The sequence below is a fragment of the Nocardioides sp. JCM 18998 genome (genome assembly GCF_055391535.1).
The window spans coordinates 914,393-930,682 of record NZ_AP043886.1; the positions used below are offsets into that span (position 1 = coordinate 914,393).

At 70.4% G+C, this 16,290-nt stretch carries 14 protein-coding genes; all 14 read right to left on the reverse strand.

Annotation, left to right across the window (positions count from 1 at the left end; translation table 11 throughout):
• Positions 1 to 61 precede the first annotated feature (61 nt).
• Positions 62 to 1,060: a polyprenyl synthetase family protein gene (locus ACZ5L9_RS04360; RefSeq protein WP_464534310.1), complete on the reverse strand. Its 999-nt coding sequence runs from the start codon at positions 1,058 to 1,060 to the stop codon at positions 62 to 64.
• Positions 1,057 to 2,652, reverse strand: coding sequence for an NADH-quinone oxidoreductase subunit NuoN (gene nuoN, locus ACZ5L9_RS04365; protein WP_464534311.1), 1,596 nt, complete (start codon positions 2,650 to 2,652; stop codon positions 1,057 to 1,059). The genes ACZ5L9_RS04360 and nuoN overlap by 4 nt, the downstream gene beginning before the upstream one ends.
• The gene (locus ACZ5L9_RS04370) at positions 2,649 to 4,181 is read right to left on the reverse strand and encodes a complex I subunit 4 family protein (protein WP_464534312.1); all 1,533 of its coding nucleotides are present in this window, start codon (positions 4,179 to 4,181) and stop codon (positions 2,649 to 2,651) included. Before ACZ5L9_RS04370 ends, nuoN begins: the two co-directional genes overlap by 4 nt.
• A complete protein-coding gene (gene nuoL, locus ACZ5L9_RS04375) occupies positions 4,178 to 6,067 on the reverse strand; it encodes an NADH-quinone oxidoreductase subunit L (protein ID WP_464534313.1) in 1,890 nt (629 codons plus the stop codon). The genes ACZ5L9_RS04370 and nuoL overlap by 4 nt, the downstream gene beginning before the upstream one ends.
• Positions 6,061 to 6,363, reverse strand: a complete 303-nt coding sequence (gene nuoK, locus ACZ5L9_RS04380) for an NADH-quinone oxidoreductase subunit NuoK (protein ID WP_464534314.1) — start codon at positions 6,361 to 6,363, stop codon at positions 6,061 to 6,063. The genes nuoL and nuoK overlap by 7 nt, the downstream gene beginning before the upstream one ends.
• Positions 6,360 to 7,094 carry an NADH-quinone oxidoreductase subunit J gene (locus ACZ5L9_RS04385; RefSeq protein ID WP_464534315.1) on the reverse strand — a complete coding sequence of 245 codons (735 nt, stop codon included), beginning with the start codon at positions 7,092 to 7,094 and terminating at the stop codon, positions 6,360 to 6,362. Before ACZ5L9_RS04385 ends, nuoK begins: the two co-directional genes overlap by 4 nt.
• Positions 7,091 to 7,630 (reverse strand): NADH-quinone oxidoreductase subunit NuoI, encoded by a 540-nt coding sequence (gene nuoI, locus ACZ5L9_RS04390; protein ID WP_464534316.1) that lies wholly within the window; start codon positions 7,628 to 7,630, stop codon positions 7,091 to 7,093. The genes ACZ5L9_RS04385 and nuoI overlap by 4 nt, the downstream gene beginning before the upstream one ends.
• Positions 7,627 to 8,922, reverse strand: coding sequence for an NADH-quinone oxidoreductase subunit NuoH (gene nuoH, locus ACZ5L9_RS04395; protein ID WP_464534317.1), 1,296 nt, complete (start codon positions 8,920 to 8,922; stop codon positions 7,627 to 7,629). Before nuoH ends, nuoI begins: the two co-directional genes overlap by 4 nt.
• Positions 8,919 to 11,330 (reverse strand): NADH-quinone oxidoreductase subunit G, encoded by a 2,412-nt coding sequence (locus ACZ5L9_RS04400; protein WP_464534318.1) that lies wholly within the window; start codon positions 11,328 to 11,330, stop codon positions 8,919 to 8,921. The genes nuoH and ACZ5L9_RS04400 overlap by 4 nt, the downstream gene beginning before the upstream one ends.
• Entirely contained in the window at positions 11,327 to 12,649 is a 1,323-nt protein-coding gene (nuoF, locus tag ACZ5L9_RS04405) for an NADH-quinone oxidoreductase subunit NuoF (protein WP_464534319.1), read from the reverse strand. The genes ACZ5L9_RS04400 and nuoF overlap by 4 nt, the downstream gene beginning before the upstream one ends.
• Complete coding sequence (gene nuoE, locus ACZ5L9_RS04410; protein WP_464534320.1) at positions 12,646 to 13,356, reverse strand: NADH-quinone oxidoreductase subunit NuoE; 711 nt, start codon at positions 13,354 to 13,356, stop codon at positions 12,646 to 12,648. Before nuoE ends, nuoF begins: the two co-directional genes overlap by 4 nt.
• Before the next feature lie 290 nt (positions 13,357 to 13,646).
• Positions 13,647 to 14,990: an NADH-quinone oxidoreductase subunit D gene (locus ACZ5L9_RS04415; protein ID WP_464536799.1), complete on the reverse strand. Its 1,344-nt coding sequence runs from the start codon at positions 14,988 to 14,990 to the stop codon at positions 13,647 to 13,649.
• Positions 14,990 to 15,739, reverse strand: coding sequence for an NADH-quinone oxidoreductase subunit C (locus ACZ5L9_RS04420; protein WP_464534321.1), 750 nt, complete (start codon positions 15,737 to 15,739; stop codon positions 14,990 to 14,992). The genes ACZ5L9_RS04415 and ACZ5L9_RS04420 overlap by 1 nt, the downstream gene beginning before the upstream one ends.
• Complete coding sequence (locus ACZ5L9_RS04425) at positions 15,736 to 16,290, reverse strand: NuoB/complex I 20 kDa subunit family protein (protein ID WP_464534322.1); 555 nt, start codon at positions 16,288 to 16,290, stop codon at positions 15,736 to 15,738. Before ACZ5L9_RS04425 ends, ACZ5L9_RS04420 begins: the two co-directional genes overlap by 4 nt.

Here is a 16,290-nt window from a genome sequence, read left to right on the forward strand (position 1 = left end):
CCACGGTGAGTTCAGCACGGGAAGCGTCGGTCGACCTGCATACCTTGATGAACCAGCAGGCTCAGGCGGAGCGCACCGCCACCACGTCGGCGAACCTCTCCAACGCCTCGCGGACCGACCCCTCGGGCAGCGCCGCGAGCAGCGCCTTCGCCTTCTCGGCCTCTGCGACCACGTAGGCGCGGGCCTCGGCCATCGCCGGGTGGGCACGCAGCAGGCCGAGGCACTCGGCCAGCGCGGCGTCGTCCGAGAGATCGGAGTCGAGCAGCTCGATCAGTCGCGCGTCCTCCGGCGCCGTCGAGCGGCGGGCGAAGAGGACCGGCAGCGTCGGGACGCCCTCGCGCAGGTCGGTGCCGGGCGTCTTGCCCGACTCGTCCGACTCTGAGGCGATGTCGAGGATGTCGTCGGAGATCTGGAACGCGACCCCGACGATCTCGCCGTACTCGGTGAGCGCGGCCTCGATCTCCGGGGGGGCGCCGCCGAAGCGGGCGCCGTACTGCGCCGAGAGGGCGATCAGGGCGCCGGTCTTGCCGGCGATCACGTCGAGGTGGTGGGCGACCGGGTCGTCCCCGGCACCGGGTGCGACGCCCTCCAGGATCTGGCCCTCGACCAGGCGGGCGAAGGCCCGGGCCTGGATGCCGACGGCATCGGCGCCGAGCTCGGCGGTCAGCTCCGAGGAGCGGGCGAAGAGCAGGTCGCCGGTGAGGATGGCGATGTTGTTGTCGAAGCGGGCGTTGGCCGAGTCGGCCGCCCGCCGTACGAGCGCCTCGTCCATCACGTCGTCGTGGTAGAGCGAGGCGAGGTGGGTGAGCTCCACGACGCAGGCCGCAGTGACCACGTCGCCGGAGTCGGCCCGGTCGCCGCACTCGGCGGCGAGCAGCACCAGCAGCGGCCGGAACCGCTTGCCGCCGGCGGCGAGCAGATGCGTGGCCGCCTCGCTGATGAAGGACGAGCGGCTCTGCACGTGGCCGGCGAGCTCCTTCTCGACCAGGGCCAGTCGCGCGCGAAGGCGTCCGGCCAGGGCCTCATCGGAGACGGGCAGGGCGAGTTCAGCGGTGCTCACCTGATGAATGATCCCGCATTCTCGATCAGTTGGAGAACAGGGTCCGGAACCACGCCGAGCAGGACGGTAGCCAGCGCGCAGAGCCCGATCACCAGGATGCTCCCCCAGGCGGGTACGACGACGGCGGCCGGGGTGCCGCTCTCACCCTCGGCGCGAGCACCGGGCTCGGCGAAGAAGAGCAGCAGCACGAAGCGGACGTAGAAGAAGACCGAGACGATGCTCGCCGCGATCGCCACCACGACCACCGGCCAGTAGCCGGCGCGCAGGGCCACTGTGAAGACCTCCCACTTCCCGATGAAGCCACCGGTGAGCGGCAGGCCCGCCATGGAGAAGAGGAAGAGGGTGAACAGCGCCGCCACCAGCGGCGAGCGCTTCCCCAGCCCGGTCCACTTGGCGAACCCGGTCGCCTCCCCGTTGCTGTCCCGTACGACCGTCACCAGCGCGAAGGCGCCGATCGTGGCGACCGAGTAGGCCAGCAGGTAGAAGAGCACCGCCCGGGTGGCGTCGGTGCCGTCACCGTCGCCGGCCGAGAAGCCGACGACACCGGTGAGCAGGAATCCGGTGTGTGCGATGGCGCTGTAGGCGAGCATCCGCTTCACGTCGGTCTGCACGACGGCGATCGCGGAGCCGAAGAGCATGGTGGCGATCGCGACGGCACCCAGGACGGGCTGCCAGGTGAGCCGGTCGTGGCCGAAGGCGACCACGAAGAGCCGCAGCAGCGCTCCGAAGGCGGCGACCTTGGTCGCGGCGCTCATCCAGGCGGTGACCGCCGTGGGGGCGCCCTGGTAGACGTCCGGGGTCCAGCTGTGGAACGGCACCGCGCCGACCTTGAACAGCAGGCCGATCGCCATCAGGCCGATCCCGACGACGAGCAGGCCGTGGTTGGCGCCGCCGTGCTGGACGACGTCGCCGATCCCGGAGAGCTCCATCGTGCCGGCGTAGCCGTAGACCAGGGAGATGCCGTAGATGAAGAAGCCGGAGGAGAACGCGCCGAGCAGGAAATACTTGAGCGCCGCCTCCTGCGAGAGCAGCCGGCGCCGCCGGGCGAGACCGACGAGCAGGTACAGGGGCAACGAGAGCACCTCGAGCGCGACGAAGAGCATCAGCAGGTCGCCGGCGACAGGGAAGAGCATCATGCCGCCGACCGCGAACAGCAGCAGCGGGTAGACCTCGGTGTGGTCGAGGCCCTGCTGCGCGGCGGTCCGCTCGGCGGCGGTGCCGGGCAGGGCCGCGGCCTGGCCGGCGAAGGCGGAGACGCCGGAGTCGAGCTGACGCTCGGCGAAGAGCAGTACTCCGGCGATCGCGACCACGAGGATCACGCCCCACAGGAAGATGCCGGGGCCGTCGATGACCAGCGCACCCTCCGCGACAGAACGAGCGGTGACCCGGCCCGTGTTGATCCCGTGGCCGATGGTGATGACCCGGATCAGCGGCACGACCAGGCCGATCAGGGTCAGGCCGACCTGGAGGGAGTAGCGGCGCTCGCGCGGGGCGAACGCCTCCACCACGATGCCGACGCAGGCGACGCCGAAGACGACGAAGACCGGCCAGAGCAGGCCGTACTCGAGGTGCGGGGACTGGAAGGTCGTCATCCGGCCACCGCCGAGAGGATCGGGCTGATCGAGGCCACGCCCTGGTTGGCGAGGTCGAGCAGCGGGGCGGGGTAGAAGCCGAAGAGGACGAGCGCGATCATCAGCGGGGCGAGGATCGCGACCTCCGTACGGGTGAGGTCCACGGCGAGTCCGTCGAGGGTTCGAGGCGTCTCGACACGCTCGACGTCCGGGGCGGGCGGACCGGTCATGGTGCGCTGATACAGCCACAGCACATAGATGGCGGCGAGCACCACGGCGGTGACCGCGATCGCGCCGACCCACCAGTGGTAGGCGAACGCGGCGATCAGAACCAGGATCTCGGAGACGAACTGCGAGAGCCCGGGCAGCCCGGCGGTCGCCAGACCCGCGACCAGGAGCAGGCCGGCCAGCACCGGTGCGCTCTTCTCGACGCCCCGGATCGCCCGGATGGAGGCGGTGCCGCGGCGCTCGATCAGGGCCGCGGCGACCAGGAACATCGCGGCCGTCGCGACGCCGTGGTTGACCATGTAGAGGATCGCGCCCGAGGCACCCTCGACCGAGCCGCCACCGTGCGGGGTGAAGGCGAAGATGCCGAGTGCGATGAAGCCGAAGTGGCTCAGCGAGGTCAGGCCGATGAGACGCAGCAGGTCGTCCTGGCCGATGGCGAGGAAGGCGCCGTACACGATCGAGATCAGGCACAGTGCGACCACGACCGGGGTGGCCCAGGCGCTGGCCTCGGGCAGCAGCCCCAGGCAGAAGCGGAGCATCCCGAAGGTGCCGATCTTGTCCAGCACGCAGACCAGCAGGACGGAGGTCTGCGGGGTGGCGCTCTCGGTGGTGTCGGCCAGCCAGGTGTGGAACGGGAAGAGCGGGGCCTTGACCGCGAAGCCGATGAAGAACGCGACGAAGATCCAACGTCCCGCGACGGTGCTGATGTCGACGTGCTGCAGGTCGGTGAGGAGGTACGAGGGGTTGTCGCCCTGCCCCGACTGCACGGCGTAGAGGCCGATGACCCCACCGAGGAGCACGAGGCCGCCGCCGAGCTGGTACATCAGGAACTTCAGGGCGGCGCTGGCCCGTTTGCCCGCCTTGTCCGACAGGGCGCCCCAACCACCGAGCATGAAGTAGGCCGGGATCAGGGTCGCCTCGAAGAAGACGTAGAAGAGGAAGACGTCGGTGGCACCGAAGACCACCAGCGCGAAGCTCTCCAGCGCGAGCGCCCAGGCGAACCAGCCGTACGAGTGCGAGCGCCAGGCGGTCAGCATCACGATCGGGACGAGCGCCGCGGTGAGCAGGATGAGCAGCAGCGCCATCCCGTCCAGGCCGAACGCGAGGTGGACGCCGAGGCGGGAGATCCACTCGACGCTCCAGGTCTCCTGGAACGACCCGACGTGGGAGCTGTGGAAGCGGAGGGCCGCCACGATCGCCACGACGAGGGCCGCGAGCGCGAAGACCAACGCGACCTGGCGGGCGAGGGCGTCGCTGCGGCGGCCGACCAGGGCGGCGCACGCCGCTCCGATCAGAGGGACCAGGCACAGGCTGAGGATCACTGCCAGTTCACCACCATCAGGGCGAGGACGACGACGACGCCGCCGCCGAGGACGGACAGGGCGTACGAGCGGACGAAGCCGTTCTGTGCCTGCCGGAAGATGCTCGCGAACGCACCGACGGCGACCGGTCCCCCGGTCATCAGGCCGTCCACGCCGTACTTGTCGATCTGCAGGACCGCGCCGGTGAGGCGTCGCCCGGGCTCGATGACCAGCCCCTCGTTGATCGCGTCGCCGTAGAGGTCGTGGCGGGCGACGGTGACGGGCCAGGCGACATCCGTCGGGGCCGTCACCGGGACGGGCCGGCGGCCGACCAGGAGCCACGCGATCGCGACGCCGACGGCGACGACCACGACCGCGAGCACCGAGATCAACCATGCGGGCATGCCGCCCTCGTGCTCCACGGGCTCGCCGACCAGGGGCGCGAGGTAGTCCTCGATCCAGCCGCCGATCAGCATCACGCCGCCGAGGACCGACAGCGCGGCGAGCACGACCAGCGGGCCCGTCATGATCGACGGCGACTCGTGCGGATGGCTGTCCCGCTCACCCTGGGCGTCCCGCCAGCGGGACTCTCCGAAGAACGTCATCAGCATCAGCCGGGTCATGTAGAACGCGGTGATGCCGGCGCCGAGCATGGCCAGCGCACCGATCCACCAGTGGTCATGCCAGGCGGTCTCGATGATCTTGTCCTTCGACCAGAAGCCGGAGAAGCCGGGGAAGCCGATGATCGCGAGGTAGCCCATCGCGAAGGTCAGGAAGGTGACCGGCATGGCTCGGCGCAGCGCGCCGTAGTGCCGCATGTCGACGTCGTCGTCCATCGCGTGCATCACCGAGCCGGCCCCCAGGAACATGTTCGCCTTGAAGAAGCCGTGGGTGAGCAGGTGGAAGATCGCGAAGGCGTAGCCCGCCGGGCCGAGGCCCGCGGCGAGCATCATGTAGCCGATCTGGCTCATCGTGGAGCCGGCCAGCACCTTCTTGATGTCGTCCTTGGCGCATCCGATGATCGCGCCCCAGAGCAGCGTGACCACCGCGACCACGACCACGGCCGTACGGGCGGTCGGGGCGGCGTCGAGGATGGCGTGCGAGCGGACCATCAGGTACACGCCGGCGGTGACCATGGTGGCCGCGTGGATGAGGGCGGAGACCGGGGTCGGGCCCTCCATCGCGTCCAGCAGCCAAGCCTGGAGCGGCACCTGGGCGGACTTGCCGCAGGCGCCGAGCAGGAGCAGCACGCCGAGCCAGGTCAGCGTCGTCTCGCCGGTGGTGGCCACGCCGGCGTTGACCACGTCGAAGGACGTCGAGCCGAACGTGGCGAAGCACAGCGCGATCGCCAGCGAGAGGCCCATGTCGCCGACCCGGTTCATCACGAACGCCTTCTTGGCGGCCGCGGCCGCCGACGGCTTGTGCTGCCAGAAGCCGATCAGGAGGTACGAGGCCAGGCCGACGCCCTCCCAGCCGAGGAAGAGGACCAGGTAGTTGGCGGCGAGCACCAGCGTGAGCATGGCGGCGACGAAGAGGTTGAGGTAGCCGAAGAACCGGCGCTTGCGCGGGTCGTGCGCCATGTAGCCCAGCGAGTAGATGTGGATCAGCGACCCGACACCGGTGATGAGCAGCAGGAAGAGGCTGCTGAGCTGGTCGTAGAGGAGGTCGGCGCCGACGTTGATCCCGCCGGTGGAGAACCACGTCCACAGGTGCACGCTCTGCGAGCGGTCGTCGTCGGGCCGGCCGAGGGCGTGCGCGAAGAGCACCACCGAGCAGACGAACGAGACGATCGGCAGCAGGGTCGCGAGGTAGGGACCCCAGGAGTCGGTGCGACGGCCGCCGATGAGCAGGATCGCGGCGCCCGCCAGCGGCAGCGCGATGACGAGGGTGACCAGCGTGCTCACCACTTGAGGAGGCTCGCGTCGTCGATGGACGCCGACCGGCGGGTCCGGAAGATGGTCATGATGATCGCCAGACCGATCACGACCTCGGCCGCGGCGACCACCATCACGAAGAACGCGGTCACCTGCCCGTCGAGGTTGCCGTACTGGTGGCTGAAGGCGACCAGCGACAGGTTGGCCGCATTGAGCATCAGCTCGATGCACATGAAGACCACGATCGCGTTGCGCCGGATCAGCACCCCGGTGGCGCCGATCGAGAAGAGGACCGCACTCACGACGAGGTACGGGGTCACGGACGTCATTCGTTGGCCTCCAGCCCTGAGCCGTTCCTGGGAGTGCCGTGCAGACCGGCCGGGATGCTCTGCTCGGCGTGGCTGCCGTCGGGCAGCAGTGCCGGGGTGCCGACCGCGTTGTGCCGGGCGAGGGTGCCGGGCGCGGGCAGCGGCCCGAGGTGGAGCCCGGTCTCGCCGTACGAGCGCACCCGACGCCGGGCCAGCTCGGCCTGGGAGGCCCTCGGCTCCAGCCGCTCGCGGTGGGCCAGGACCATCGCCCCGACCGCGGCGGTGATCAGCAGGGCGCTGGTCGCCTCGAAGGCGACGACGTAGCGGCTGAACAGGAGGTCGGCGAGCGCCTCGAGGTTGCCGCCCGCCCCGACTCCAGCACCGCCGGCCGCGTCGAATCCTCGCATCGTGCCGAGCGAGAGCTGGCCGATCATCGCGATCAGCACGATGCCCAGCACCAGGCCGAAGAGCAGCGAGGCGAACTTGTGCCCCTTGATGCTCTCGGCGACGTCGTCGCTGACGTCGACGCCGACGAGCATCAGCACGAAGAGGAAGAGCATCAGGACCGCGCCGGTGTACACGATGATCTGCACCGCGAACAGGAACGGCGCGTCCAGGCTGGCGTACACGAAGGCCAGGTTGATCATCACCACGGCCAGCAGGAGGGCAGCGTGGACGGCCTTGCGGACGATCAGGATGCCGAGCGCCGCCAGGATCATCAGCGGAGCGGTGATGACGTACGTGGCGGTCACCGCGGCCCTCCGATGATCGACTCGGGCGCGTAGTAGGACTGCTCGTCGTCGCCGAGGCGCATCGGGTGCGGCGGGTGCTCCATGCCCTCGGTGAGCGGAGCCAGCAGATCGGCCTTCTCATAGATCAGGCTCTCGCGGGAGGTGTCCGCCAGCTCGTACTCGTTGGTCATGGTCAGGGCGCGGGTCGGGCAGGCCTCGATGCACAGGCCGCACAGGATGCAGCGCAGGTAGTTGATCTGGTAGACGCGGCCGTAGCGCTCACCGGGAGAGAACCGCCCCTCGCCTCCCGGGCTGTCGTCGTTCTCCGCGCCCTCGACGTAGATCGCGTCCGCCGGGCACGCCCAGGCGCAGAGCTCGCAGCCGATGCACTTCTCCAGGCCGTCGGGATGACGGTTGAGCTGGTGCCGGCCGTGAAAGCGGGGAGCAGTGGGGGCCTTCTCGAAGGGGTACTGCTCCGTCACCGGCTTCTTGAACTGCGTGGTGAACGTGACCGCGAACCCGGCGACCGGATCCCACAGCTTCTCTCGGATCGTCATGACGCCTCCTCGATGTGAGGACGCCGAGGCTGTCGAGACGTCTCGACAGGCTCGACGACCGTGGGGAACGTGAGCGGGGCCGCCGCGCCGCGGACCGCGCCTCCGGCCGGCATCTGCGGGGTCGGGAACGCGCCCTGCTCCTCGAACACGGGCAGGACCGGCGCCTTCGGGCCGCTGAGCAGCACCCCGAGCATCGCGACCGTGAAGAGCACCGACGGCACCGCGATCCAGCGCGGGTCGAATCCGTTCTCCAGCGCGACGACCCGGACGGTGGCGACCACGCAGATCCAGACCAGCGCGATCGGGATCAGCCGCTTCCAGCCGAGCGACATGAACTGGTCGTAGCGCAGCCGCGGCAGTGAGCCGCGCAGCCAGATGAAGATCCAGATGAAGACGAAGAGCTTGCCGAAGAACCACAGCAGCGGCCAGTAGCCGGTGTTGGCACCGGCCCAGACGTGGTCGATCCAGAACGGCACGTGCCAGCCGCCGAGGAAGAGGGTCGTCGCGATCGCCGAGACGGTCGCCATGTTGACGTACTCGGCGAGGAAGAACAGCGCGAACTTCAGCGAGCTGTACTCGGTGTGGAACCCGCCCACCAGCTCGCCCTCGGCCTCCGGCAGGTCGAACGGCGCGCGGTTGGTCTCGCCGACCATCGAGATCGCGTAGATCAGGAAGCTCGGCATCAGCACCAGGCCGAACCAGAGGTCGCCCTGCGCTGCGACGATGGCACTGGTCGACAGGCTGCCGGAGTAGACGAAGACGGCGACCAGGGCCAGGCCCATCGCGACCTCGTACGAGATCATCTGCGCGCTGGAGCGCAGACCGCCGAGCAGCGAGTACGTGGAGCCGGAGGCCCAGCCGCCCAGCACGATGCCGTAGATCCCGATGCTGGCGATCGCCATCACGAACAGGACCGCGACCGGCAGGTCGGTCAGCTGCAGCGGGGTGCGCTGGCCGAAGAAGCTCACGACCGGTCCGAACGGGATCACCGAGAACGTCACGAAGGCCGGCACCACCGCCAGGACCGGGGCCGTCACGAAGACGACCTTGTCCGCCTTGGTGGGGGTCAGATCCTCCTTGAGCGCCAGCTTCACGCCGTCGGCCAGGGACTGCAGCAGGCCGAACGGTCCGTGCACGTTGGGGCCGATCCGGTGCTGCATCCGCGCGACGACGCGGCGCTCCCACCAGATGTTGAACAGGGTCAGCACGACGCAGACCGCGAAGACGAGCACGACCTTGATCAGGACGACCCACCAGGTGTCGTTGCCGAAGTCGCTGAGCGTTCCGGTCATGCGTGGCTCACCTCCACCATCGAGCCGGGCGAGGCCAGGTCGGCGAGGACGCCGCGGCCGATGCTGTTGGCCGGCAGCCAGACCACGTCGTCGGCGATGTCGGCCGCCTGAGCGGGAACGGTGATCGACCCGCGGTCGCCGCTGATCGTCACGGTGGTGCCGTAGCGCAGCAGGGTGTCGCGGCTGAGAAGGGCCACGGCGGGTCGGGCGGTCGCGGCGTAGGACTTGTCGCCGGTCTGGAGGCTGCCGTTGTCGATCATCAGCTTCCAGGTCGCCAGGCGGAACGTCGCGTTCGGGTGGGGTGCCGCCTCGGCCGTCCCCCGCCCGGCACCCTCGCGGACAGGCGGGCGCATGCTCTGCGCTTCGCCCTCTGTGGCCGAGGCGCCCGCAGCGTCCGCTTCGGGCACCGTTCGGGTGACATCCGTGACGGCAGCGGGGAGGGCGCTTCGGTCCGCTGCGGAGCTGGTGCCCGACGCGATGCGCTTGGCGATGTGGGTGAGGATCTCGGCGTCGGAGTAGGTGGCCGGGAGGTCGAAGGCCTTGCCGAAGGGACGGTGGCGGCCCTCCCAGGTGAGGAAGGTGCCGGCCTTCTCGGCAACGGCTGCGACCGGGAGGACGACGTCGGCCCGCTTGGTCACCTCCGACTCGCGCAGCTCGAGGCTGACCACGAAGCCGGCGGCGTCGAGGGCCTCGACGAAGGCGGCCGGGTCGGCGGTGTCGTCAGGGTCGACGCCACCGACGAGCAGGGCCGTGATGTCGCCGGCGAGGGTCGCCTCGATGATCTGGTCGGCGTCGCGCTGGTGGTGGTCGAGCGGGAACGCCCCGGCCTCGACGGCCCCACGGTCACCGGCGCGACGGGGCACCCAGGCGATCCGGGCACCGCTGGCCGAGGCGAGCGCGGCGACGGCGTCGAGGGCACCGGTCGAGGTGGCGAGCCGCTCCCCCACCAGCAGGATCGCACCGGGCACGACACCTCCGCCAAGCCCGTCGATCGCCTCGGCCTCGCCGCCGGGCACGCAGCGGACCAGCTCGGCGCCGAGCTTCGCGGATCCGGCGGAGAGCAACGGGGCGACCGTACGGATCCGCTTGCGGCCCGTTCCGGAGGTCGATCCTGCGCCGTCCTGAGCCTGTCGAAGGGTCGAGACCCGCAGGCGCAGGAAGATCGTGCCGGCCTCGTCCTCGGGCTCGAGACCGATCAGCACCACCTCGGGGGCCGCGTCGAGGTCGGCGTAGGTGATCGGTGCCGCACCGCGCACGTGCGCGGTCAGGAACCGGGTCTCCTCCGCGGAGAGCGGGCGGGCGCGGAAGTCGACGTCGGCGCCGCCCGCGCCGTGGGCGGCGAGCGTCTCGCGGGCGAGGCGGGCGTACGCCTGCGCGTCCTCGAGCGTGCCCCGGCCACCGGGCAGCACGCCCACGCCCGACGCGGCGGCGAGGCCGCGCGCGGCCAGCTCGAACGCCTCGATCCACGACGCCGGCCGCAGCGAGCTGACGCCGGTCTCGGGGTCGGTCTCGCGGACCTGCGGGTAGCGCAGCCGGTCCACGCCCTGGGCGTAGCGGAACGCGAAGCGGTCCTTGTCGCTGATCCACTCCTGGTTGACCTCGGGGTCGTTGCCGGCCAGGCGGCGCATCACCTTGCCGCGGCGGTGGTCGACCCGGATCGCGGCGCCGCAGGCGTCGTGCTCGGCGACGCCCGGCGTGGAGACCAGGTCGAACGGCCGCGAGCGGAACCGGTAGGAGGCCGAGGTGAGGGCGCCGACGGGGCAGATCTGGATGACGTTGCCCGAGAAGTACGAGGAGAAGTCGCGGCCCTCGGCGATGCCGATCTGCTGGCGCGCACCGCGCTCGATCAGCGCGATGCCGGGGTCGCCGGGGATCTCGGCGGCGAAGCGGGTGCAGCGCTGGCAGACGATGCAGCGCTCGCGGTCGAGGAGGATGTTGGCCGAGAGGTTGATCGGCTTCTCGAACGTTCGCTTCACGCCGGTGAAGCGGGTCTCGCCCTGGCCGTTGCTCATCGCCTGGTTCTGCAGGGGGCACTCGCCGCCCTTGTCGCAGACCGGGCAGTCGAGCGGGTGGTTGACCAGCAGGAACTCCATGATGCCGGTCTGCGCCTTGGTCGCGGTGGCGTTGCCGGTCTCGACGATCATCCCCTCGGCGACCGGGATCGTGCAGGAGGCCTGCGGCTTGGGGAAGCCGCGGCCGTTGCCGGCGTCCGGGATGTCGACCAGGCACTGGCGACAGGCACCGACCGGCGCCAACAGCGGGTGGTCGCAGAACCGCGGGATCTGGGTGCCGATCTGCTCCGCGGCGCGGATCACCAGGGTGCCCTCGGGCACGGTGACGACGGTGCCGTCGATGGTCAGGGTCACCGTCTTCGCGCCCTCGGAGGTCGAGCCTGTCGAGACCGTCATGCGCGCGCCTCCTGCGCGAAGAGGGTGGACGCCGCCGGGTCGAACGGGCAGCCGCCGTGGGTGAGGTGGTCGAGGTACTCCTGGCGGAAGTACTTGATCGAGGAGGTGATCGGCGAGGTCGCCCCATCGCCGAGCGCGCAGAAGGAGCGGCCCAGGATGTTGTCGCACTGGTCCAGCAGCAGGTCCAGATCGGACTCCGAGCCCTCGCCCCTCTCGAGCTTCGCGAGGACCTGCGCGAGCCAGTACGTCCCCTCGCGGCACGGCGTGCACTTGCCGCACGACTCGTGCTTGTAGAACTCCGTCCAGCGCAGCACGGCGCGCACCACGCAGACGGTCTCGTCGAAGATCTGCAGCGCCCGGGTGCCGAGCATCGATCCGGCCGCGGCGACCGACTCGAAGTCGAGCGGCACGTCGAGGTGCTCGGCGGTGAACAGCGGCGTCGAGGAGCCCCCGGGGGTCCAGAACTTCAGCTGGTGGCCGCCGCGGACACCGCCGGCGAGCTCGAGCAGCTCGCGCAGCGTGATGCCGAGCTCGGCCTCGTACTGCCCGGGCCGGGTGACGTGGCCCGACAGCGAGAAGATGCCGACGCCGTTGGACTTCTCCGTGCCCATCCCCGCGAACCAGTCCGCGCCGTGCCGCACGATCGCGGGCACCGAGGCGATCGACTCGGCGTTGTTGATCACGGTCGGGCTCGCGTAGAGGCCGGCGACGGCGGGGAACGGCGGGCGCAGCCGGGGCTGACCGCGGCGGCCCTCGAGGGAGTCGAGCAGCGCCGTCTCCTCGCCGCAGATGTACGCCCCGGCGCCGGCGTGGACGACCAGGTCGAGGTCGTACCCGCTGCCGTGGATGTCCTTGCCGAGATGCCCGGCGGCGTACGCCTCGCGGACCGCGGCCTGCAGGCGGCGGATCACGTGCAGCACCTCGCCGCGGACGTAGATGAAGGCACGGTTGGCCTTGATCGCGTACGAGCTGATGATCACGCCCTCCACGAGGGTGTGCGGTGAGGCCATCATCAGCGGGATGTCCTTGCAGGTGCCGGGCTCGGACTCGTCGGCGTTGACCACGAGGTAGCGCGGCTTGCCGGCGGCGGGACCCTCGTCAAGCGGCGGCAGGAAGCCCCACTTCATGCCGGTCGGGAAGCCTGCGCCGCCACGGCCGCGCAGGCCGCTGCCCTTGACCAGCTCGACCACCTCGTCGGGCGCCATCGCGAGTGCCTTCTGGAGCCCCTCATAGCCGCCGACGGAGGTGTAGGAGCTCAGCGTCCAGGCCTGCTCGGCACCCCAATTCGCGGTCAACACCGGCTGCAGGTCGGCGCTCACGCGTCCTCCTCGTGCATCTCGTCCTCGATCTCGTGCGCGAGTTCCTCACGGGTCAGCCCGTGGGGAGGCGTCCAGCCCTGCCGTTGGGCGGCCGCGAGGCCGATCAGCGAGGCCGAGCCGGCGGCCGGACCCTCGTCGGCGAGGCCGTCCTCGAAGCCGGCGAGCACCCGCTCGGCCTGCCGCCAGGTGCAGATCTTCGGGCCGCGGCTGGAGGCGACCGGGTGGCCGGCGCGGAGCGCCTCGACCGTACGGACCAGGCCGTCGGGAGTCTGGTTGTCCAGGAACTCCCAGTTGACCATCACCACCGGCGCGTAGTCACAGGCCGCGTTGCACTCGACCCGCTCGACGCTGACGGTGTACTGGTCGCCCTGCCGCTTCGGCGCCACCTCGTCCGGGCCCACCCCGAGATGCTCGGTGAGCCGCTGGTGGATCGCATCGCCGCCCATCACCGCGCACAGCGTGTTGGTGCAGACGCCGACGTGGAAGTCACCGACGCGGTGGCGCTTGTACATCGTGTAGAACGTCGCGACGGCGCTCACCTCGGCCGGGGTCAGCCCCAGCACCTCCGCACACGCGTCGATCCCGGCGGGCGTCACCGACCCCTCGACCGACTGCACGAGATGCAGCATCGGCAGCAGCCCGGAGCGGGCCTGCGGGTAGCGAGCGGCGATCTCGCGCAGCTCGGCGTACGTCTTGTCGTCGATCATCGCGCCACTCCTGAGCTTGCGAAGGGGTGGATCTCGCGAGGAGATCGAGTAGCCGCGCGAGCGACGGAGGAGCGCGCGACCGGCGTATCGAGATTCATCGCGCCACTCCTGAGCTCCCGAAGGGGTGGATCTCGCGAGGAGATCGAGTAGCCGCGCGAGCGACGGAGGAGCGCGCGACCGGCGTATCGAGATTCATCGCGCCACTCCTGAGCTTGCGAAGGGGTGGATCGCGCGAGGAGATCGAGTAGCCGCGCGAGCGACGGAGGAGCGCGCGACCGGCGTATCGAGATTCATCGGTCCACGCCTCCCATCACCGGGTCGATCGAGGCGATCGCCACGATCACGTCGGCGACCATGCCGCCCTCGGACATCACGCTCGTGGCCTGCAGGTTGGTGAAGGACGGGTCGCGGAAGTGCACGCGGTAGGGGCGGGTGCCGCCGTCGCTGACCACGTGCGCGCCGAGCTCACCGCGCGGGGACTCGATCGCGACGTACGCCTGCCCGGCCGGCACCCGGAAGCCCTCGGTGACCAACTTGAAGTGGTGGATGAGGGCCTCCATCGACTCGCCCATGATGTGCCGGATGTGGTCGAGGCTGTTGCCCATCCCGTCGGTGCCGATCGCCAGCTGCGAGGGCCAGGCGATCTTCTTGTCGGCGACCATCACCGGCGCGCCCTCCAGGCGGGAGAGCCGGTCGGCGGCCTGCTCGACGATCCGCAGCGACTCGTCCATCTCGGCCAGGCGCACCCGGAAGCGGCCGTAGGAGTCGGCCGTGTCCCAGGTGATCACGTCGAAGTCGTAGTCCTCGTACCCGCTGTAGGGCTGGGTCTTGCGCTGATCCCAGGCGTAGCCGGCCGAGCGCAGGATCGGGCCGGTGATGCCGAGCGCGAGGCAGCCCTCGAGGTCGAGGTGGCCGACGCCCTCCAGCCGCCCGCGGAAGATCGGGTTGGCGTTGCAGAGCGCGGCGTACTCCGGCAGCCGCTTGCGCATCAGCGCGACGAAGTCGCGGATCTCGTCGAGCGCGCCCGGCGGCAGGTCCTGCGCGACGCCGCCGGGGCGGATGAACGCGTGGTTCATCCGCAGGCCGGTGATCAGCTCGAAGAGGTCGAGGACGAGCTCGCGCTCGCGGAACCCGATCGTCATGACGGTCAGCGCGCCGATCTCCATGCCGCCGGTCGCGATCGCGACCAGGTGGCTGGAGATGCGGTTGAGCTCCATCAGGAGCACCCGCATGACCTGGGCCTTCTCCGGGACCTGGTCCTCGATGGCGAGCAGGCGCTCGACGCCCATCGCGTACGCGGTCTCGTTGAAGAGCGGCGCGAGGTAGTCCATCCGGGTGACGAACGTGCTGCCCTGCACCCACGAGCGGTACTCGAGGTTCTTCTCGATGCCGGTGTGGAGGTAGCCGATGCCGCAGCGGGCCTCGGTCACGGTCTCACCCTCGAGCTCGAGGATCAGCCGCAGCACGCCGTGGGTGGACGGGTGCTGGGGGCCCATGTTGACGACCACCCGCTCCTCGGGGGCCTCCTTGAGCAGGTCGGTCAGCTCGTCCCAGTCCTGGCCGGTGGCGGTGAAGACCGTCCCCGCGTCGAAGTCGGCGTCGGTCTGCCCGGAGGTCGACCCTGTCGAGGCCATCATGCGTACGTCCTCCTCTGGTCCGGCGGGGCGATGGTCGCGCCGTGGTAGTCGACCGGGATGCCGCCGAGCGGGTAGTCCTTGCGCTGCGGGTGGCCGACCCAGTCGTCGGGCATGAGGATCCGGGTGAGGGACGGGTGGCCGTCGAAGATCAGCCCGAACATGTCGTACGTCTCGCGCTCGTGCCAGTCGAGCGTCGGGTAGACCGCCACGAGACTCGGGATGTGCGGGTCGCTGTCCGGGGCGCTGGTCTCGATCCGGATGCGGCGGTTGAAGGTCATCGAGAGCAGGTGATAGACCGCGTGCAGCTCGGCCCCGGCCTGGTCGGGGTAGTGCACGCCGCTGACGCCGCTGCACAGCTCGAAGCGGAGCCGGTCGTCGTCGCGCAGCTGTCGCATCAGGACGGGCAGCTGCTCGCGGCGGACGACGAGGGTCAGCTCGCCGGCGTGGAGCACGACCCGCGGCTCCTCCCCCAGCGAGTCGGAGACGGCGTCGGCGACCTGGTCGTACCACTCGCCGTAGGGGCGGGTCGCTAGCGGCGGCAGCGTGACGCGGCGGACCAGGCCGCCGTACCCGCTGGTGTCACCGCTGCCGCCCACGCCGAACATGCCGACGCGGGCGCCGATCTGGCCCGAGCCCGGGAACCCGGTCGTCGACTCGGTGGTCGCCTCGGGCAGCTGGGCAGCGGTGGTCTGGCCGGTGGTCTGGCCGGTGGTCTCGCCGGTGGTGCCGTCGGTGGGCTCGCTCATCGCAGCAGTCCCGTCTGGTCGATCAGCGGGAGCTGGCGCAGGGCGTTGTTCTCGCGCTCCTCGACCAGGGCGGCGGCGTTGGCGCCGAGCTTGCCGTGCTGGATCTGGTCGTGCAGCTTGAGGATCGCGTCGATCAGCATCTCGGGCCGCGGCGGGCAGCCGGGGAGGTACATGTCGACCGGCACGACGTGGTCCACGCCCTGGACGATCGCGTAGTTGTTGAACATCCCGCCAGAGCTGGCGCACACACCCATCGCCAGCACCCACTTGGGCTCGGGCATCTGGTCGTAGATCTGGCGCAGGACCGGCGCCATCTTCTGGCTCACCCGCCCCGCGACGATCATCAGGTCGGCCTGGCGAGGCGAGGCCCGGAAGACCTCCATGCCGAAGCGGGCCAGGTCGTACTTCGGGCCGCCGGACGTCATCATCTCGATGGCGCAGCACGCCAGGCCGAACGTGGCCGGCCACAGGCTGGCCTTGCGCATGTAGCCGGCGACACCCTCGACGGTCGTCAGCAGCACTCCGCTGGGGAGCTTCTCTTCCAGTCCCAT

Coding starts and splice junctions, on each gene's coding strand:
- ACZ5L9_RS04400 (WP_464534318.1), bottom strand. CDS start 11,330: ATGACGGTCTCGACAGGCTCGACCTCCGAGGGCGCGAAGACGGTGACC.
- nuoN (WP_464534311.1), bottom strand. CDS start 2,652: ATGACGACCTTCCAGTCCCCGCACCTCGAGTACGGCCTGCTCTGGCCG.
- nuoE (WP_464534320.1), bottom strand. CDS start 13,356: ATGATCGACGACAAGACGTACGCCGAGCTGCGCGAGATCGCCGCTCGC.
- nuoI (WP_464534316.1), bottom strand. CDS start 7,630: ATGACGATCCGAGAGAAGCTGTGGGATCCGGTCGCCGGGTTCGCGGTC.
- nuoH (WP_464534317.1), bottom strand. CDS start 8,922: ATGACCGGAACGCTCAGCGACTTCGGCAACGACACCTGGTGGGTCGTC.
- ACZ5L9_RS04415 (WP_464536799.1), bottom strand. CDS start 14,990: ATGGCCTCGACAGGGTCGACCTCCGGGCAGACCGACGCCGACTTCGAC.
- ACZ5L9_RS04420 (WP_464534321.1), bottom strand. CDS start 15,739: ATGAGCGAGCCCACCGACGGCACCACCGGCGAGACCACCGGCCAGACC.
- ACZ5L9_RS04425 (WP_464534322.1), bottom strand. CDS start 16,290: ATGGGACTGGAAGAGAAGCTCCCCAGCGGAGTGCTGCTGACGACCGTC.
- nuoK (WP_464534314.1), bottom strand. CDS start 6,363: ATGACGTCCGTGACCCCGTACCTCGTCGTGAGTGCGGTCCTCTTCTCG.